Here is a 17,662-nt window from a genome sequence, read left to right as displayed (position 1 = left end):
ATCTTTAAAAAGTTGTCGACGAGTTGATATTGTTGGTTGATTATTTTTAGGGTTAAAACCTGCTTTTTCAATATTTTTCCAATATAAACCTGTACCACGTTTTTGCCATGAAGGTAATTCATTAAAGTTGATATTTCGACTAAAGAGCAAATCATGCTTTTCTTGACGTGAAAGTCCTTTAACTTGATGAGTTGCTTTTTTTATATTCTCACCCTCATTACGTAGCATCCAATAACAATGTGCATTTAAAGCATTACGATGCGCATCTTCATGTCGCCAACGGAAATAATCCTCGACAATTTTTGCATTGGGTAGAATGCAAATTCGAGCATCAAAAGTAGCTATATTTTTATGCAATACACTAAATTTTGCGCTTGCTTCAGCTGCAAGGATCGAAATTATTTTACGGGTTTTGCGTGTAAAACTATCTTCATTTGAATGAAAAAGTAATGAAATTTCATCACTTTGTGTATAGCCATAAATAATATTAAAACCGCATTGCATTAAATGAGCTGTAGTTTCGACCATTAAGTCTCTAAAACGAATATCAAAGGGTGCTTCAAATTTCCAAGTATCTTTGGTCAATTTTGTGAATCCTCGACCATCCAAACGAACAACAATATATTGTTCTGGAGGGATACAAAAATCATAAGCTGTTTCATAAACACGTAGTCGTGTATCTAGATCATCAAATCTCATAGTTCAATTTCTTTGTTGCTATCATGCTAAAGTTATATTTCTTCATCTATTAGTTTTAGCATAATCTTAATAATTATAAATGGATTTATAAAATATAATGACCCTCATCGAACAACAACCCCACTTTTGGGAGCTGTATCAAAATCGAGATAAATACTACCTGAGCATCGCTGTAGATATGAGTTCAGTTGTATCCTGTTGGGATATAGCCTTAACTGAAGTAGAAATTCAGAATTATCAAAATAATGGACGCATTTCGATCGAAGAACTCGCAAATTCAATTGTGATTGAAACCTATCGAGGTGATTTTTCGAATTTGGAAGCAAGGAAAGTTTCTGAACAAATTCAGCAAGAGCTTCAAGCTACATATAAAATTTGGCGTACTCAACAATAAAAGGCATTTAGTTCGCTGTTGTCACATGAATAGAAAAACCATTATTTTCAACTAGTTTTACTGTAAAAAGCTCATCAAAACCTTCCGTAATATTGGGGATCTGTAATTTACGAAAAGTGGCTTTTACTCCAACTTCAGGGATGTTGGTTTTGCCTTCGCGTTGCGCATTGCGCTGTAAAGTACTGTTTAAATCCGTTTCAAAATAATAAGAAATCACTTCAAAGCCACACTCTTTTGCACGTTGAATATATCGAGCACGGTCAGACTGGGTCATGTTGGTATTATCAATCACCATTTTAGTTTTAGAAGCCAAAGCTGCTTCAAAAATCATATTTTCACGATGCCTTGTTTTCAGCATATCAAGGTTGATGCGTAAATGAGTATGATAGAAGTATTGCTGATAAAATGTAGATTTTCCTGAAGCTTGAACGCCTGTAAAAATAATGAGTTGCATGAACGACTACAAAAAATGAGCATTTCAGCATTAAAACATGTCATCGGCTTTGCTACAATTTATTCATGACCATAAAAATGTATAAAGCTAAAAGAAAATCAAAATGAAAAATTACAGCAAAATATTGTTTTTACTCTTTATTTCATTCTATATATCAGGCTGTCAAAGTAATCAGTTTGTCAGCACTCCGAATTTGCCGACTGAAGCAAGTTTAGTCGCAAATTCTGTAGGAAATGGCTTAGAAGCGGAATTAAATATTGATTATGTTATTGCATTCAAAAATCTAAGAATGGCTTATAACCAATGCGTCGCATTCACAGCCGAAGATGATTTTGTATTTACAGACAATAAGTTAGAAAAAGATTTAGAAATGGGGACGATATTTGCACGTACAGAGGGTGGGGCGTATTTATCAAAAACACTTGTTGAATCTGTAGGTAAAGATAAAACTCGGATGACGCTATTTTTACCATCGGGCTATAAGTTTGCGCAAGCACGTTTAAAACAGGATGTTAAACGTGCCTTAGGACAAGATCCGCAATGCAATGTTGCTCAAGCTTTATAAGCATTTAGAAATAGAACAGATATCTTCAAATGTATAATGAGCATGATTAGTATGTCCAAACCATTAAAAACAATTTTAGATTAACTTTCTGATTGCTTATCAGAGCCTGATGTTGGAATCATCATAGCTGCAAGTTTGAGCATATCTGTTTGAATATTATTCATTTGTTGTTCAATTTTCTTAAAGTCAACTTTGGAAATATCCATATCACCATTTAAAAGTGATGAATTTAAAACCTGCTTATTGGTTTGAATTACTTGCTGACGAATACCATCAATTTCCTGACTCTTTAAATCTAGCGAAATCAAAGCGGTATTAAACCCTTGTAATTCACGAGTCAAAGTCTGAACTGTAGTTTGTAATTCCGCTTGGTCTTTGGTTTCGATGGCTTGTTGTAAGTCTGATTGAGCTTGCTGTAATTTTTCAACATAGTCGCCAGTCTTGAGTTGAACATTGGCAACGTCCCGTGCGATATAGAACATATTGCCTTGTTTTAAATCCTCTGTTGAATGATGACTATCTGAACCGGAACGTGTTGTTTCAGATTGGGAAGCGTGTTGCTCTTGTTGTGATGGAGACGCAGCTTGGTCACACCCTAAAAGAAGAATGCCAGAAGTAAAAATAACAAAAGGTAAAACAGCACCTTGTAAAAGCTTTTTCATCATTATCCAAAATTAAATTGATTTGGTCTTTCATTAATATAGGATGAAAAAATGGAGAGATTGAGGATTGTTGCAAAGCATATACAGTTTGTAACGGGAATTGGCTATTTTAGAAAATGAAAGCAAAAAGAGTGCTATTTACAGCACCCTTTTTTAACAGTTGAGCTGATTACTTATTCAATTCAGCTTCAATTGCAGAAGTGATACGTGGGTCATCAGCGGTGATGTCTGGTGCAAAACGTGCAACAACTTCACCATTTTTATTCACTAAGAATTTTTCAAAATTCCATAACACTTCTGGTTTTGGATTTGGTGTTAAGCCATAGTCGACAAGGTCTTTCCACCATGGGCCCTCTCCAATACGCTCTGGAATAGCATGGATCAACGTGTCATAAAGTGGGTGTTTGTCATCACCAGCAACCGAAATTTTAGAGAAAAGAGGGAAGTCAACATTGTACGTCAGTGAGCAAAATTGTTGAATTTCGTCATCGCTACCAGGTTCTTGTGCAAGGAAGTTATTTGCAGGGAAACCTAAAATTTCCAAACCTTGATCTTTCTTGTCTTTGTAGAGTTGTTCAAGTCCTTCATACTGTGGTGTTAAACCACATTTTGATGCGACATTGACAATCAAGAGTACCTTACCTTGATATTGATTTAACGTGCTGCTTTCACCTTTGATGGTATTTACAGGAATGTCGTAAACTGAACTGCTCATGTTGTTGTCCTAATGCGTAATAGATTTAGTTTGATCGGATGTGAATGAAGTAATAGTAATGTTTTAACGATAATCCTGAAAAACAGCAAGTTGCATTTGTATGTCTCAAGTAATAAAAAAGCAGATCGTGTGATCTGCTTCTTCATCTCAAGCAAAATGGAGTCAAAGTTATGGTGCAGTATTGGCCTTGGTTTGAAGTGCTTGCATTTCAGTTAACAGGCTTTTTTGTAACTCAGCTCCTTTCTTTTGAAGCTCCTCAATTTTTTTCGGATCTGGCTTAGTTGCTAATCCAGCTTCCGACATCTCTACACCTAAGTTATTTGATTCTTTAATTTTTTCACGGACAGAGACTGCTTCTGAACTTTTTAACGCAAGTCCATCTAGTTCTTTGTTGAAACCATCAACATACGTTTTCATTTTACCCACTACGCCTTCTAACGCAGCTTTATCGCCTTTTTGAGCCGCTTGCATCACTTCATTTTGGAAATCGATTGCTTCTTTGGCTTTGGTTGTGGACAGCGTTTGAATTTGGGCTAGATCACTTTTAATGTCCGCAGCATTATTACTACTGAGTGTCACTGCTGCCGCAGCAGGTTTACTGTCTGAAGCAGACGTTGCATCAGCAGGTTTTTTGTCACAAGCAGTTAAAGCAAATGCAGAAGCACACAATGTAGCGATTAATACTTTCTTCATTATTTATACCCTTAATTTTATAAGTTCAGATACTTTGGAATTTTGTTCCAAGTTCAAAACACAAAGATGTTGAATGTTGAGCACCTCATAAAAAATGCCCATATTTAACGTAGTTTTCTATAGTAGTTTTGTACACAACTGAATTCTTCATTAAAATTTTCTTAGAAAATAGAAAGAGATATATTAAATATTTCGCACTTGAGCAGGGGTTTGCCCTGTGTAGCGTTTGAAGAATTCAATGAAACTTGAACTATGTTGATAGCCCAATTCTAAACCAATTTTTTTCACGGAATAGCCACGTTGTAACAAGGAGATTGCATAAATCACCTTAGCTCGATTGCGCCATTCAGAGAGTGGAAGTTTTAACTGTTCTTGACACAGTCTGAGTGCATGACGTTCAGTAATTTGGAATGTATTCAAAATTTCATGCAGACTTTTTGCAAAATACGTCGGATTTGATAAATCTTGCAGGATAGGTTTGAGAATTGGATGGTTACTTTGCGGTAAATAATGCTCATAACAAGAACTATTCTGAATTTGATCTAAAAGTAACTGAAGCAGGTGCTCATAATACCTATTTGAAGGAATACCTTGCTTTTGCTGATCTAAAATTTCTTCGATGGTTTGTCTTAGAAAAGGACGTATATTTAAAGTTTTGGTTTCTTGGGCAAGCGCTTCACATAAATCAGGATGAATTCGAATACAAATATAATGGGTCAGTTGATCATCCACAGCTGTACAACAATGCTCTGTCTGGGGAGGAATCCACAGACCATAACTTGGAGGAGAGAGATAAGTTTGATCAGCAACTTTTAATTCTAAAGTCCCATTTAAACTCAAATTGAAATCACCCCATAAATTTGAATGAGGCGTGACGATCTCATCTTTTCTATAGAAAAACTCTTCTATAGAAATCATCGAATTGAGTTGGAAATTTTGATTTGATTCAAATTGCATGATTTAAATATCAACCGATATGATGTTTCAAGAGTATTGCAGTACATCTCTGTTTGGGAATGATTTAAGTTATGCTTAAAAGATTGAAATCACGCCAAAACGATCAGATTGCATACACTATACAATAAAATATTGATATTAAAATGATTAAATAGTGATCACGGTGTGATATGGAGAAAGGTGTCTGAATCGCGCTATAGATGTCTGAAATAACGTATTTAAATTAATCTCGACTTAATTGATAATGTTTCTCATATTCTTATTCAATTGCTAAAACTATGTATACCAATTCCAAGCCTATGTGGTGGGCAGTATGTTTACCGATCATCGCTGTGTTGATCTGGTCGATGAATATTGCGGTGACACGTTATGTGACCGACTATATTTCACCAGTCAGTATTAGTTTTTATCGTTGGGCTGTGGCATTTATTATTTTGACTCCATTCATGTTGCCAAAAGTTTGGAAAGAGCGCCAACTCATTCGACAGTATTTGGGAAAATTTGCAGTGCTGAGTGCCTTTGGGATGGCGTTGTATCAAGGATTGGCATATAGCGCAGCGCATTATACGACAGCGACCAATATGGGCATTATCAATGCTTTCATTCCTGTTTTTACGATTTTTGTTTCGATTATGATTTTGAAAGAAATCCCGAGTCGCTTTGCCGTGATAGGGAGTTTCATTTCTTTCTTTGGTTTGTTGTATGTGATTGGGCAGGGCAATCTTTCTAATTTGGCTCGATTAGGTGGTCACTGGGGCGACCTATTGATGGTCTTAGCCGTATTTTTCTATGCTTTCTATGGCGTGTTTCTTAAAAAATGGCAATTGAAAGTCCCTTTACTGATCAGCTTATATGTGCAGATCGGATTTACGCTACTTTATCATTTGCCTTTTGTGCTTTATTTAGGAATAGATCCAATTAATCAAGACAATGTCGCAAGCGTATTGTATGCAGGTGCATTTCCATCATTGGTTGCACCTTTATTGTGGATGATTGCTGTTCAATATTTAGGGCCAAATCGAACCAGTATTTTTATGAATTTGATGCCTGTATTTACTGCGATCATTGCTTACTTTTGGTTACATGAAGCATGGACGGTTTATCATACGATCGGTGGTGTCGTGATTTTAGTTGGCATTGTGATGGCGCAAAAAAAGTCAAATAGTGTCAAAAAAAGTGCATTAGTCGAATAAAATGAGACCGACATCGTGTGAAAAATGAACAAATGAAATGTTATTTTATAACTTTAGTATAATTAATTTTTATCTAATGGTATGAAAATTTAAGAATTATTTAATTAAAAAATTAAATAATAAAATAAATTGAATAACTTAATTTTATTGATTGATAAGGAATGGATTTATTATAGGTTTTAAGTCTTAATGAGAGGAAAATATTGCATTTGTGTTGAAACAGTATTTGTAGCATAATATTTTCATTGAGATTGATTAAGCTGTTTTTAATCTTAAATCTTTACAGTTTTGTTATACCCTCTGGATGTGGTTTTACCCATCCTTTTTTATGCTCAGCCAACCCTATATCTGGCTGAGTTTTTTTTGCCTTTTTTTAAGTGTTTTTTATAAGAAAAATGTATATTTATTCACAATAATAAAGGTATTTAGGCACGTATAATTTGCCCTGTTGAAGCATCTATAATTCTACTCGGTTCACGACTTAGGCCTAAATCACCATTTAAATAATTCAATTCAGCACCAAAATATTGGCTCGCATTTTGTAGCGATCTTGCCGGCTCTAAACCTGCTGGATTGGCACTGGTGGAGACAATGAAGCCATTAAAAGCATTGCATAAAGCAGTACATAAAGGGTGATTGGTGACACGTATAGCCACTTGCGTATGATTGCCTTTGATCCAATGTGGAATACGTTCATCAGCATTGACCAGCCAAGTTGTGGCACGCTCAGTTTTAGAATGCTGTGTCCATGAATCAATCACTTGTTTACGAATGTCTGGATCAAGGTCAGTCAGTAAATGTTCGACTTGAGAGATTTGACCTGCCAATAAGATGACACCTTTTTCAATCGGGCGTTGTTTGAGTTTAAGAATTTCTAAAAATGCATTTTCGTTGAATGGGTCACAACCTAAACCCCATACGGCCTCTGTAGGATAGGCCAATACTTTACCTTGTTGAAGAACCTGAGCAGCTTCAGCGACTGAGGTTGTAATCATCTAAATTCACCATGTTCATTTATACAAGAGCAGCTATTGTGAACCTTAATGACTGACTCGGCAACGTAAGTAAAGCCCAGATTGTTGAATACATAAACCCAAAAGTTCCAATTCCATCAGGTAACTGGTTAATTCTGCTGTATTTAATGCTAATTTGATCGCAAGAGTATCCAAGTCTTGTCCAATCCAGTCTAAGTGCTGGTAAATCTTGAATAGATGTGGCGGAATTTCAGGGATTTGTTTTTCATTTTCAGTGTTTTGAGCACAATGCCATTGCGTTGGTAGTGCAAGATCTTCAACAATTTGCTCAGGATGATCAACCAGAATTGCACCTTCACGAATCAATTGGTGACAACCTTGATGATGTTCACTGTAAATATGCCCTGGAATCGCAAAAATAATTTTACCTTGCTCCGCTGCTGTCTGCGCCGTAATTAAAGAACCACTGCCTAACTGAGCTTCGGCAACCAAAATGCCTAGGCTTAGGCCACTGACGATACGATTGCGATGTGGGAAATTGCGTGGAATAGGTTGAGTTTCAGGGAGATATTCACTGATTACCGTACCTGAATTTTGTAAAATCTGTTCTTGTAAATGTCTATTCTGACTTGGGTAAACAAGATCTAAACCTGAACCAATGACAGCAATGGTGCGATGATTCTTTAAACCACCCATATGTGCAGCTTCATCAATGCCTTGCGCTAAGCCACTGGTAATAAAAAAGCCTTTTTCACTTAAATAATAAGCAAAATCATAGGCAACTTGTTTGCCATGAGGACTGGGTTTGCGACTGCCGACAATGGCAATCTGCGGTTGGCTTAAATTTTGAAATGAGCCTTTTCCAAATAGAATAGGTGGATGATTGCTATAAGGTAAAAGCTGTTGAGGATAGTGCTGTTCAGTATCGAGGACGATAAAGTCACTATGTTGTTTGATTTTTTCTAGGCAGTTTTGAAACTGGCTTTGTCCAGTTGTTGTTGCAAACTCTTCAGCTCTTTGAAGATGATGTTTATGTATTTTAAGTTCAGTCCAACGTTTTAAATTTTCAGGTAAAACTGCATTGGAGATAGAACCAAAATGTTTTTCTAATTTACGAAAACTGGAAAATGAGTGTTGAACCAAATACCAAAGCTTGATGGTATCTAGTTGATCATCAGGTATTTGATTCAACATCAATAAATTACAACTATGACTGAGACATTGGTTTAATTGCCTGCGCCGTCTGTGATTGCAGGTGGTTTGATTTCTGCACCCATTTTGATTGGTAAATTACTTTCCAATACATAGGCATAGCTCAATTGATCAAAACTCTTAAAGATCATCACACTACCAATTTGTTGACTTGGTAATTTGATTGACTCTTTTGTCTTAGGATCACGAACAACTTCACCTTGCTGGTAAACGCTAAACACTTGACCCGGTTTTGCACCATGTAAACTACCACGGTCTATCGTCACCACACTATGTTGTGCTGCTGTGCCAATAGAGCCCTGAACACGAACAACTTTACCGCCAGCGGTGACTTCGTTGGTTGTGGTTGGATAGAACAAGCTTGGTAATTCAGCATCATAACGCGGTAAGACATAATCACCACGACGAACTTCTGCATTATAACTGTCAGTTAACTCGAGCGTAGTGACATCATTTTCACCTGCAACAGCAACGGCTGAAGCAACTTCAGTGAGTTCGATGCCAGCATTGAATTTCTTACCATTCGCATCGACAAACTCATAAGGTTGCCCTTCGCGATACACGCCGTAATGTTGACCTACAACTAAACCGTTACCACGTGCATAGACTGTTTGACCTGCACCTGTAATCACACGATTATCTGCTGCGCCAATGGTATATGGAATGTTTTGTAAAGATTCAGGGCTGATCACAATACTGTGCTCTAACCATTGTTGGATATCTGACAGTGGAATCACAGAGATTGCATTGCTTAAAGATTCAACACGCACTTGAGGACGTAAAGATGTTCCACCTTGGTGGCGACGGATAATACCTTCACAGCCATCACCTTCATCCACACCAATCAGTGGACGACCATCCAAAGTACAAAGCAGTAGCTTGTCCCCAGGATAAATCCAATGTGGATTTTTAACATGCTTATTGCTTGCCCAAATTTCAGGCCAACGCCAAGGTTTGCTTAAAAACTTTCCAGCAATTCCCCATAAAGTATCGCCACGTTTAACCACATAGACATTGGGTGCACTGGCTTTGAGTGCAGGCGGGTTAACATTTGGACTTGCATGCGTCATTTCCATGTAAGTGAATCCTGCACTTAAACATAGTGTTACAGCAAGTAATTGCTTTTTGAACCCCTTGGCATGAAAGCTCGTTATGCCAGTTAAAACCTTTTTCATTATCATAATTCCTAAAATTATGTATCTATATGCGTTATAATAAGCATATTACACACATTTTTTTAATGAAGCATATCCTTCATTTAGTTTTAAGATCAATGGCATAGCAAGAGAGGGTACAGTATGGCCTTATTAAATATTTTAAGTTTTCCTGATCCCCGTTTGCGCACCATTGCAAAACCTGTCGATACCGTAACTGATGAAATTCGTCAGTTGGCAGCAGACATGTTCGAAACCATGTATGAAGCGCCAGGTATTGGTCTGGCTGCTACACAGGTCGATCAACATATTCAGCTTATCGTTATAGATGTGTCTGAAAATAGAGACCAGCCTATGGTGTTCATTAACCCCAAAGTGACGCCACTTACGGAACAAACTTTACCTTATGAAGAGGGCTGTTTATCCGTTCCTCAAATATACGATAAAGTTGAGCGTCCGTCACGTGTAAAAATCGAAGCAATTGACCTTGAAGGTAACGCTTTTGAGTTGGAAGCGGATGAGTTGCTTGCTGTGTGTATTCAGCATGAAATGGATCATCTCAATGGCAAACTGTTTGTAGACTATTTATCTCCTTTAAAACGTCAAAGAGCACGTGAGAAAGTTGAAAAAGTGGTGCGTTCACGTGAAAAGCAAAAAGTTGCAGTAAAGCGTTAATGATTTGAACTTTGCTTTTCAGTACAGTTAAAAATTCATTGTAAATACAAGCCCAATTTCGATTGGGCTTTGTTATACTCTAGCCTGAAAAATGTTGAGAAGAACGTTTTGTTGAGAATGGGCTTACTGCTTGGTTTTATAGCAGTATTTTTACAGATTGCTGTATTTCTACAGCCTTTGTTACCGAAGCAATATCAAATTGCTCCGGTCTGTGAAACTATTTCTCAAGCTTTAGCGGAAAGCCAATTTTACGAAAAACATCAACATAGCACTCACCATCAACATAGTACGCATCATCAGCATGCGATGTCACATGATGTACATAGTGTTCAGACTGCATCTCCCTCACATCATCATGATGCAAGCCATCAATGCCAATATTGTACGGTCTATGGCAATTTAGTTTTACCGCCTGAACTGGAGGTCAAAGCTGTTTTAGATCGTATACAAGTTCGTTTAATTGCATTTCAAGACACGTTTTGGCATGTTTATTTTGCATTACAACGACTTTTTCTTCTGCCTCAAGGGCGAGCCCCACCACTTTTCGCATAAATCAAAACTTAATTTTCTAGGGTCTTCATTGACTCTAGTCCTTGCGCTGCTTTAACCGCAGCTCATATTTATGATTTAAGAGAAAGAAAATGGCTCAACCTCAATTCTTGTTACAGCCCTTATCGGCTGCGATTTGTATCGCTTGTTATTCTTCAACGGGCATGGCTGCACAGCAAGATCATGACACTGCTCAATTAGCACCAATCGTGGTCACTGCTCAACTGAATAATGATGCCAATGGCTTAATTATTCATGCAGATCCGAAACAGCCGATTCAGCCTGTTCCTGCGACAGATGGCGCAGATTATTTACAAAGTATTCCTGGTTTTAATTCAATTAAAAGTGGTGGGACCAACGGAGATGTAACCTTCCGTGGTATGTTTGGATCACGAATTAAAATTTTATCGGATGGCACTGAAAACTTAGGCGCTTGTCCTGCACGTATGGATGCGCCAACGTCTTATATTCAACCTGAAAGTTATGATCGTATTTCTGTCATCAAAGGCCCACAAACCGTCCAGTATGCCAATACAGGTTCGGCTGCAACGGTTATTTTCGAACGAACAAAACCACAATTATCCAAAGATAAAAACTATCTCGGGCAAGCCAGTGTTTTAATCGGTTCGTTTGGTCGTCTCGATCATAATATTGAAACAGCGGTGGGTGATGAGAAAAAATATATTCGTCTAAATGCCAATCGTTCTGAATCGAATCGTTATGAAGATGGCGATGGCAATACGGTTCCATCTGCTTGGAAACGTTGGAATACAGATTTAGCTTTAGGCTGGACACCCGATGACGATACATGGGTTGAATTGACAGGCGGAAAAGCAGATGGTGAAGCTGAATATGCTGGTCGTAGCATGGATGGCTCTCAGTTTGCTCGTGAAAGTTTGGGTTTAAGATTTGAAAAGAAAAATCTAAGCGATGTGATTAAAAAGATCGAAGGGCAAATTAACTACAGCTATAACGATCATGTGATGGATAATTTCCGTTTACGCACGCCACCCATGACTCACGATATGACAACGCACAAGATGGTAGCGAATCCATCAGAAATGCAAGTCACACGCCGTACGTTGAATTCACGTTTAGCCATGACCAGTGAATGGGATAAATTAAGTCTGATCACAGGGCTTGATTCGCAGCAAAATCATCATGGCGGAAATATGATCATGTATGCGATGCCTGAGAAAAACATGCCATTCGCAATCAATATGAAGTTTCATTCTTATGGTGCTTTTGGCGAACTGACGTACCAATTGAATGATGCCTATAAATTGGTGACTGGCGCACGAATTGACCAAGTTAAAATTGATGCTTTAAAACTGAATGATGAACGTAAAGAAACGCTACCGAGTGCATTTATTCGTTTGGAAAATCAGTACCCTGAGCACAATGCCAAATCATATATTGGTTTGGGCTATGTAGAACGAGTACCTGATTATTGGGAGTTATTCAGTACAGCACATGGCAATACGGGTATGTCGAAGCCAACATTTAACGACCTTGATACTGAAAAAACCTTACAATTAGATATGGGTTATCAACAAGAACATGGTGCATTTAGTTTATGGACATCTGCTTATGCAGGGTTGGTGAATGACTTCATTTTACTGAGTTATCATAATCATCCAACCACTGGAATGGGTGGGCATAGTCATGGTTCTTCTTTTAGTGCAGGTGCTAAAAATGTGGATGCGGTGATTGCAGGTGCTGAAGCAGGAATTGGCTACCAATTTACTGATGCGATTCAAGCAGATATCAGTACCATGTATGCATGGGGTGAGATCTCTGATAATAATGATCCACTGCCTCAAATTGCACCTTTGGAAGGACGTTTCAATTTAAGATATGTGCAAGACAAATATTCTCTAGGTTTATTGTGGCGTGCCGTGGCGAAACAGGATCGTATTAACCTGAATAAAGGTAATATCGTGGGTTATGACATTGGTGAGAGCAAAGGTTTTAGCACACTTGCATTAAACGCAACCTACAAAGTAATGAATGATGTTGATCTTGCTGTAGGCGTAGACAATGTTCTCGATAAAACTTATACCGAGCATTTGAATAAGTTAGGTGTTGGCGTTGATGGTCAAGTGGGAACAGAACAATTTAACAATACAGGTCGCAATTATTGGGCTCGAATCAGCATGAAGTTCTAAGCGATTAAAGAGTAGAAATAGCAATTTTGAACGATTAAATTTAAGAGGTAAATGTATGGCGAATGAACAGAATTCGAGTAATAAACTCTCTCCTGAAAAATCATTTTGGGGATGGAAATTACTGATCATTGCAATTATTTTAGGCTTTCTTTTTATGGTGATTTTCTATTTGGCGATTACCAATGAGCCAGATTATATGCCGAGCCAAAAGAATAAGCAGATGCAACACACTGAAGCGCAAATGCCTGCAATGCAACATGATGAACCTATGTACAGCAACAAACTGCATCAGAAGCTACATCTTCGCATCATCACCAATAATTCATTTGTTAATGGATAATGATTTTAAATTTTAGCGTTAATTAAAGAAGGAAGCTTAATGCTTCCTTCTTTTTATCAGGCTAGATATTTAAGTTTTAAGAGAATTAATGCATGCTTGCCAATTGCTTAGCTTGTTCTTTATACAATTCGAGTCCTATTTTCTGCATTTCACGACCATTTTTAAGTAAGAAGTTATCGAGAACTTTAAAGCGTTTCGCACCTGTATAAAGTAAGCTGTTTTTTGCAAATAGATAATAAGCAAACCAAGAGGCTGATTGTGCTTTTAACCCCAGTTTTTTCATCTGCTTACGTCCAATAAAAAATTGTGTAAGCTCAAGATGCTGTTTGTAGGCAAGTTTTTGTTGTAATGGGCGTAAATAACGATATCGGCGTTCAAAAGGCTCTTTCGATAAACTTGAACCGAGTGAAATGCTGCTCTCATCTGCATCAGGATGGGTGAAACGAAGCCAATAAAGCAGTTTCCAACTTTCAGATTCTTTATCGATTAACCATTTTTCATGGATTCCCATTAACCAACCTGTATATTTCCAAAAATGTAAAAAACTATCGACTTCACGTTTATTCGGGAAAATACCTAGGGCACGGATTCCAATTAAAACTACACCACTAAAAGCAATATTGGTCATGGCTTGATCATATTGGTTAATCGGTGTACCCCAAGTTTCAGCATCCCATTTTTCAGACTTATTCAGTTGAAAACGAACCAGAGAATGAATAAAACGCACATAAATCGTCGAGGTAAAACCTGCATTGAAACGCTCAAAAGCATGCGGCTCTGTGATATCCATCCACCATTTACTGGTTTCAGCCAGTCTTTTACTTGCTTGTTGACTCAAAGCGCCTGTCAAAATCAGCGGTTGATTGAAACCAGGATAGAGATACCCTGTCATTAAAGATAAATCTCTTAAAATAAAACTATTATTGGTACCGAGTTTATAGGTGAACTGTAGTGAATCATCGATTTTTTGCTGATCATACCAATCTGGTTTCTGTTCGACCAAATTAAAAAACTCAGTCAGTTCAGTGATTTGATGCGGTAATTTTTCGAGACCTTGATGTAACGCCGTTTCAAAGTATTTACGATGCTCTCTAGGATTTTGCATCACCCAAGACATGACTTTATCCATGGCAATATCACCCGTTTGCAGTGATTCATTTAAAGATAAATATTCTGCATAGGTGGGTTGAATATGATCATGGGTCATATAGCCTAATATTTTGGCTTTTAGATCAGACTGCAACATTTTTTCAAATGGTGCTAAGCGTTTGGGAATAGTTTGCATTGTGCTTTTTTTCCGATTATTGTTTAATCAACTCTAATATGAATATTTATTCGTATTCAATTCGCATTTAAATGGAAAAATAATGAGAAAAAAACCACAACAACAACGTGCAAAAATCATCGTTGAAAATATTCTTGAAGCAGCACAATTGTGTATTGCTGAACAGGGTTTGTTGCAAGTGACGACACCAAAAATTTCTGAAAAATCAGGTGTTAGTGTAGGTTCTATTTACCAGTATTTTGAAAATAAAGATGAAATTATTCAAGAATTACTCAGTCGTAAAAGCGAAAAATTGGGCTTGGCATTGAAGCAAATTGCAATTACACAAGAAGGATTGGCAATAGAAGAAATTATCCCGCTTTGTATTCAATTCGGTTTTGATATGATGAAAGCAGATGGAGGCTTCTTTATGGAGATCCTTAAAAAACTGGCACGGTTATAACAATTCAGAAGCTGCACAAATTTTGGAAAAGCATTTTTATGAAGTGGGGCTGTATGTATTTAGTCGCTTTTTTCAACATTGGAGTTTTGAAACGCTGAAAAATAAGTCTTTTGTGATTATTAACAGTACTTTATTTACCATGATGAGATATGTCAGTAGTGCCAATTTTCTAATTTCAGAACAACAACTTAAAAAAGAACTCACATTGATGATTTTGGCTTATTTAGAACAAGGCTCGCATCAAGATTAATACTAAAAGAGATATGAAATAACGATGCTTGTATGCATATACTCCGTGTTGTAGATTATTAAAAATAAAATTTTCAATTGTTTAAGTATAAAAATATGAGCCATGACAACAATACAGTGTCTATTCGATTAGAAAGAGTTTCAAAGAAATTCCTTCAAAAACCAATTTTCGAAGATTTAAATTTTACTTGGCAAGGTTTTGGTATTTATAGCTTGATTGGTGAGAATGGTGCAGGTAAATCAACCATATTGAGCATGATTGCAGGGTTATTAGATTGTGATTCAGGAAAAATTTTTATCAATGGACAGCAATGCCTTTTAAATAATAATGAATATAAAAAATTAATGGCTTTTGTGCCTGATCATTGTCCTATTTATTCATTTATGCAGGGACAGGAATTTTTAGACCTCATTTGTAGTATTAGAAAATTAGATCCAAGCGTTTATCAAAGCTATATTGAAAAATTTAGATTGGAAGATTTTTTAAAGACTACTTTCGCAGAAATGTCTTTTGGAACAGCTAAAAAATTTCTGTTAATTTCAGCACTTATGACAGAAGCTCCTGTTTTGCTATTAGATGAACCCAATAATGGTTTAGATCAAGCAACATTACAGTCGTTTAGACAAATCCTAATACAACAAAGTAAAACCAAATTGATTTTGATGTCTTGCCATGATCAAAACTTTCGAGAAAGCGTTAATGCAATCGACACAATCCTTGATGGGTTGAAAGCAGGATGAGCCTGAATCAAATGGTCAAAAGAACGGTGTCCGTTTCAACTGAAAGAAAGCTTATTCGTCAGCTTATACGCTATCGTTGGAAATTTTATATACAGACCACGGCTGATGCCGTACAACGGCATAAACATCTAATTTTACTGGTGAGCTTGCTCGCTGGTCCTTTGATATTTGCTATTTTACTTGCTTTAGCAAAACCACTACTTCACTTAATCCAACCTGAAAATGTCCAACAAAGCATCCAAATCTGGGGAATATTTTTACTGTTACATCTGTTATGGAGTGGTTTTCAGCAAAAAGCATTAAAGGGTGGAGAGGGTTATCAATATATTACAATGACACCTGTACCATTGGTCATTCGCTTACAAGTTGAATTGAGGTTTCTAGCATCACTTAGCGCATTGATTTTATTACCATTTATCATTGCACTTATCTATGTATGGACAACAGGCTCATCTTATCAGGCAATTTATCAATCAATCCTAGATAGCCTTTTGATTCTGCTATGGGGAATAGAGCTTTTATTTATCCAAATGTTAGTGTGCCAAAGAAATAAATATCTTATTGCTTTATGTCTTGCTTCTTTCCTTGCGCCGTTGTCTTTAGTGCTATTTAAAATAGAAATATTGTCAATTCTTATATCTTTTATCGTGGTCGTGATTACTTTTCGACAATGGATGATCGGTAAAATAAGAAAACCAAGAATAATTCAACTTCCGCAACTTTTGCGAATTCAAGCCTTATCTTCTATAAGCTCGAATTGGATTCGGATTAGTTTACGGAAAATATTCAACAAAAATGTTATTGCACAACGAATACTATTTTTGCTCTTTGCTTTCAGTGCTTGTGGGGTATTGGCGTGGTTTGCACAACAAAAAGACACGTGGATATTGATATATATTGAATTAAGCCCTCACACGTTAATGAATCTCATGAGTGCTTTTTATGTGGCAATGATTTTAGTGCAAATCAGCATTATTAAAATATCCTTAGCCAGCACTTATACATCCACTGAGCGATTTTGGATGAGCCAAGGTATTTCAACACAACAACAGTATATGTCTGAATTTAGGGCTTTATGTGGAATTGCATTTATAGCAACATTTCCGACATGGATTTGGATTACATTCACAAATGGTATGGTGAATAGCGTATTCATCGGTGGATTTATGCTTTTTGCAGTCGCGCTGATTCAATACATTTTCAAAAAACCAGAGACTGTACATGGTGTCGTTCCATTGCTTTTGGCAATGACATGGTTTGTTATAAGCTATTTACTGCTGGCTTTTTAAACATAAAAAGCATTTTTTGAATAAAAAAGCCAGATTTAGAAGAATAAACAACCAAACAAAGCGATATTTTAAAAATAAATGAAAAAGGGGGTTGTGTTGGATTGGGAATGCTGTAGAATGCACATCCATCGGCGGTGATGTTAAATAAAACTTCTGATAAATCAATAGCTTGAAAGGTTTAGGTGGATTTCTAAAAGAAATTTGTTGAATTGATTAAAGAATGATTTGTTAGAAAAAAAGATTAACATTACC

The 17,662-nt window shown here is 36.8% G+C and carries 19 protein-coding genes and 1 pseudogene; 10 read left to right on the top strand and 10 right to left on the bottom strand.

The window, feature by feature from the left end; all coding sequences use genetic code 11:
• The coding region (locus tag GGG_RS0116415; RefSeq protein ID WP_010116816.1) for a tRNA(His) guanylyltransferase Thg1 family protein at positions 1 to 699 on the bottom strand (699 nt) is incomplete at its 3' end.
• 97 nt (positions 700 to 796) lie between these two features.
• Here GGG_RS0116415 and GGG_RS0116410 point away from each other — a divergent pair.
• Complete coding sequence (locus tag GGG_RS0116410; protein ID WP_010116815.1) at positions 797 to 1,093, top strand: hypothetical protein; 297 nt, start codon at positions 797 to 799, stop codon at positions 1,091 to 1,093.
• Between the two features lie 7 nt (positions 1,094 to 1,100).
• Here GGG_RS0116410 and GGG_RS0116405 read toward each other — a convergent pair whose 3' ends face one another.
• On the bottom strand, positions 1,101 to 1,547 hold the full coding sequence (locus tag GGG_RS0116405) for an ATP-binding protein (RefSeq protein ID WP_010116813.1): 447 nt from the start codon (positions 1,545 to 1,547) through the stop codon (positions 1,101 to 1,103).
• Between the two features lie 103 nt (positions 1,548 to 1,650).
• Here GGG_RS0116405 and GGG_RS0116400 point away from each other — a divergent pair, with 103 nt between their 5' ends.
• Complete coding sequence (locus GGG_RS0116400; protein ID WP_010116811.1) at positions 1,651 to 2,112, top strand: hypothetical protein; 462 nt, start codon at positions 1,651 to 1,653, stop codon at positions 2,110 to 2,112.
• 80 nt (positions 2,113 to 2,192) lie between these two features.
• On the opposite strand, the gene GGG_RS0116395 is transcribed toward GGG_RS0116400, so the two are convergent.
• The 4 genes from GGG_RS0116395 to GGG_RS0116380 all read right to left on the bottom strand — a co-directional run bounded on the left by GGG_RS0116395 (position 2,193) and on the right by GGG_RS0116380 (position 5,139).
• Complete coding sequence (locus tag GGG_RS0116395; RefSeq protein WP_010116809.1) at positions 2,193 to 2,774, bottom strand: hypothetical protein; 582 nt, start codon at positions 2,772 to 2,774, stop codon at positions 2,193 to 2,195.
• 169 nt (positions 2,775 to 2,943) lie between these two features.
• Positions 2,944 to 3,489, bottom strand: a complete 546-nt coding sequence (locus GGG_RS0116390; RefSeq protein ID WP_010116807.1) for a glutathione peroxidase — start codon at positions 3,487 to 3,489, stop codon at positions 2,944 to 2,946.
• Positions 3,490 to 3,657: 168 nt separating this feature from the next.
• Positions 3,658 to 4,182, bottom strand: coding sequence for a hypothetical protein (locus GGG_RS0116385; RefSeq protein WP_010116805.1), 525 nt, complete (start codon positions 4,180 to 4,182; stop codon positions 3,658 to 3,660).
• Between the two features lie 183 nt (positions 4,183 to 4,365).
• Positions 4,366 to 5,139 carry a helix-turn-helix transcriptional regulator gene (locus tag GGG_RS0116380; RefSeq protein ID WP_010116803.1) on the bottom strand — a complete coding sequence of 258 codons (774 nt, stop codon included), beginning with the start codon at positions 5,137 to 5,139 and terminating at the stop codon, positions 4,366 to 4,368.
• A gap of 299 nt (positions 5,140 to 5,438) precedes the next feature.
• Between GGG_RS0116380 and GGG_RS0116375 the strand changes: the two genes are divergently transcribed.
• Entirely contained in the window at positions 5,439 to 6,332 is an 894-nt protein-coding gene (locus tag GGG_RS0116375) for a DMT family transporter (protein ID WP_029574649.1), read from the top strand.
• Positions 6,333 to 6,757: 425 nt separating this feature from the next.
• Here the strand turns inward: GGG_RS0116375 and GGG_RS0116370 are convergent, their stop codons facing one another.
• The 3 genes from GGG_RS0116370 to GGG_RS0116360 are packed head-to-tail and all read right to left on the bottom strand — an operon-like array spanning position 6,758 to position 9,693.
• The gene (locus GGG_RS0116370; RefSeq protein WP_010116799.1) at positions 6,758 to 7,327 is read right to left on the bottom strand and encodes an L-threonylcarbamoyladenylate synthase; all 570 of its coding nucleotides are present in this window, start codon (positions 7,325 to 7,327) and stop codon (positions 6,758 to 6,760) included.
• A 45-nt stretch (positions 7,328 to 7,372) separates the two neighbouring features.
• Complete coding sequence (gene dprA, locus GGG_RS0116365; RefSeq protein ID WP_010116797.1) at positions 7,373 to 8,500, bottom strand: DNA-processing protein DprA; 1,128 nt, start codon at positions 8,498 to 8,500, stop codon at positions 7,373 to 7,375.
• A 32-nt stretch (positions 8,501 to 8,532) separates the two neighbouring features.
• Positions 8,533 to 9,693 carry a LysM peptidoglycan-binding domain-containing protein gene (locus GGG_RS0116360; protein WP_010116795.1) on the bottom strand — a complete coding sequence of 387 codons (1,161 nt, stop codon included), beginning with the start codon at positions 9,691 to 9,693 and terminating at the stop codon, positions 8,533 to 8,535.
• A gap of 123 nt (positions 9,694 to 9,816) precedes the next feature.
• Between GGG_RS0116360 and def the strand changes: the two genes are divergently transcribed.
• The 4 genes from def (at position 9,817) to GGG_RS21400 (ending at position 13,404) form a co-directional block, all read left to right on the top strand.
• A complete protein-coding gene (gene def, locus GGG_RS0116355; RefSeq protein ID WP_010116794.1) occupies positions 9,817 to 10,347 on the top strand; it encodes a peptide deformylase in 531 nt (176 codons plus the stop codon).
• Between the two features lie 117 nt (positions 10,348 to 10,464).
• Positions 10,465 to 10,899: a DUF2946 family protein gene (locus GGG_RS0116350; protein ID WP_010116792.1), complete on the top strand. Its 435-nt coding sequence runs from the start codon at positions 10,465 to 10,467 to the stop codon at positions 10,897 to 10,899.
• An 89-nt stretch (positions 10,900 to 10,988) separates the two neighbouring features.
• On the top strand, positions 10,989 to 13,064 hold the full coding sequence (locus GGG_RS0116345; RefSeq protein WP_010116789.1) for a TonB-dependent copper receptor: 2,076 nt from the start codon (positions 10,989 to 10,991) through the stop codon (positions 13,062 to 13,064).
• 55 nt (positions 13,065 to 13,119) lie between these two features.
• The gene (locus GGG_RS21400; RefSeq protein WP_010116787.1) at positions 13,120 to 13,404 is read left to right on the top strand and encodes a hypothetical protein; all 285 of its coding nucleotides are present in this window, start codon (positions 13,120 to 13,122) and stop codon (positions 13,402 to 13,404) included.
• Positions 13,405 to 13,489: 85 nt separating this feature from the next.
• Here the strand turns inward: GGG_RS21400 and GGG_RS0116335 are convergent, their stop codons facing one another.
• Positions 13,490 to 14,689 (bottom strand): oxygenase MpaB family protein, encoded by a 1,200-nt coding sequence (locus GGG_RS0116335; RefSeq protein WP_010116786.1) that lies wholly within the window; start codon positions 14,687 to 14,689, stop codon positions 13,490 to 13,492.
• Between the two features lie 82 nt (positions 14,690 to 14,771).
• Here GGG_RS0116335 and GGG_RS19920 point away from each other — a divergent pair.
• The 3 genes and pseudogenes from GGG_RS19920 (at position 14,772) to GGG_RS0116320 (ending at position 17,410) form a co-directional block, all read left to right on the top strand.
• A pseudogene (locus GGG_RS19920) lies at positions 14,772 to 15,381 on the top strand (TetR/AcrR family transcriptional regulator).
• A 95-nt stretch (positions 15,382 to 15,476) separates the two neighbouring features.
• Positions 15,477 to 16,121: an ABC transporter ATP-binding protein gene (locus tag GGG_RS0116325; RefSeq protein WP_010116785.1), complete on the top strand. Its 645-nt coding sequence runs from the start codon at positions 15,477 to 15,479 to the stop codon at positions 16,119 to 16,121.
• Positions 16,118 to 17,410: a hypothetical protein gene (locus GGG_RS0116320; protein WP_010116784.1), complete on the top strand. Its 1,293-nt coding sequence runs from the start codon at positions 16,118 to 16,120 to the stop codon at positions 17,408 to 17,410. The genes GGG_RS0116325 and GGG_RS0116320 overlap by 4 nt, the downstream gene beginning before the upstream one ends.
• Positions 17,411 to 17,662: the final 252 nt, after the last annotated feature.

Origin of the sequence: Acinetobacter sp. P8-3-8 (genome assembly GCF_000214135.1) — a bacterium.
Classification (GTDB): domain Bacteria; phylum Pseudomonadota; class Gammaproteobacteria; order Pseudomonadales; family Moraxellaceae; genus Acinetobacter.
This window is presented reverse-complemented; position numbering and strand designations above follow the sequence as displayed.

Excerpts from the sequence above, each read along its gene's own strand:
- GGG_RS0116345 (WP_010116789.1), top strand. The coding sequence starts at position 10,989 with ATGGCTCAACCTCAATTCTTGTTACAGCCCTTATCGGCTGCGATTTGT.
- GGG_RS0116380 (WP_010116803.1), bottom strand. The coding sequence starts at position 5,139 with ATGCAATTTGAATCAAATCAAAATTTCCAACTCAATTCGATGATTTCT.
- dprA (WP_010116797.1), bottom strand. The coding sequence starts at position 8,500 with ATGTTGAATCAAATACCTGATGATCAACTAGATACCATCAAGCTTTGG.
- GGG_RS0116400 (WP_010116811.1), top strand. The coding sequence starts at position 1,651 with ATGAAAAATTACAGCAAAATATTGTTTTTACTCTTTATTTCATTCTAT.
- GGG_RS0116395 (WP_010116809.1), bottom strand. The coding sequence starts at position 2,774 with ATGAAAAAGCTTTTACAAGGTGCTGTTTTACCTTTTGTTATTTTTACT.
- GGG_RS0116385 (WP_010116805.1), bottom strand. The coding sequence starts at position 4,182 with ATGAAGAAAGTATTAATCGCTACATTGTGTGCTTCTGCATTTGCTTTA.
- GGG_RS0116350 (WP_010116792.1), top strand. The coding sequence starts at position 10,465 with ATGGGCTTACTGCTTGGTTTTATAGCAGTATTTTTACAGATTGCTGTA.
- GGG_RS0116405 (WP_010116813.1), bottom strand. The coding sequence starts at position 1,547 with ATGCAACTCATTATTTTTACAGGCGTTCAAGCTTCAGGAAAATCTACA.
- GGG_RS0116370 (WP_010116799.1), bottom strand. The coding sequence starts at position 7,327 with ATGATTACAACCTCAGTCGCTGAAGCTGCTCAGGTTCTTCAACAAGGT.
- GGG_RS0116410 (WP_010116815.1), top strand. The coding sequence starts at position 797 with ATGACCCTCATCGAACAACAACCCCACTTTTGGGAGCTGTATCAAAAT.
- def (WP_010116794.1), top strand. The coding sequence starts at position 9,817 with ATGGCCTTATTAAATATTTTAAGTTTTCCTGATCCCCGTTTGCGCACC.
- GGG_RS0116390 (WP_010116807.1), bottom strand. The coding sequence starts at position 3,489 with ATGAGCAGTTCAGTTTACGACATTCCTGTAAATACCATCAAAGGTGAA.
- GGG_RS0116335 (WP_010116786.1), bottom strand. The coding sequence starts at position 14,689 with ATGCAAACTATTCCCAAACGCTTAGCACCATTTGAAAAAATGTTGCAG.
- GGG_RS0116375 (WP_029574649.1), top strand. The coding sequence starts at position 5,439 with ATGTGGTGGGCAGTATGTTTACCGATCATCGCTGTGTTGATCTGGTCG.
- GGG_RS0116360 (WP_010116795.1), bottom strand. The coding sequence starts at position 9,693 with ATGAAAAAGGTTTTAACTGGCATAACGAGCTTTCATGCCAAGGGGTTC.
- GGG_RS21400 (WP_010116787.1), top strand. The coding sequence starts at position 13,120 with ATGGCGAATGAACAGAATTCGAGTAATAAACTCTCTCCTGAAAAATCA.
- GGG_RS0116325 (WP_010116785.1), top strand. The coding sequence starts at position 15,477 with ATGAGCCATGACAACAATACAGTGTCTATTCGATTAGAAAGAGTTTCA.
- GGG_RS0116320 (WP_010116784.1), top strand. The coding sequence starts at position 16,118 with ATGAGCCTGAATCAAATGGTCAAAAGAACGGTGTCCGTTTCAACTGAA.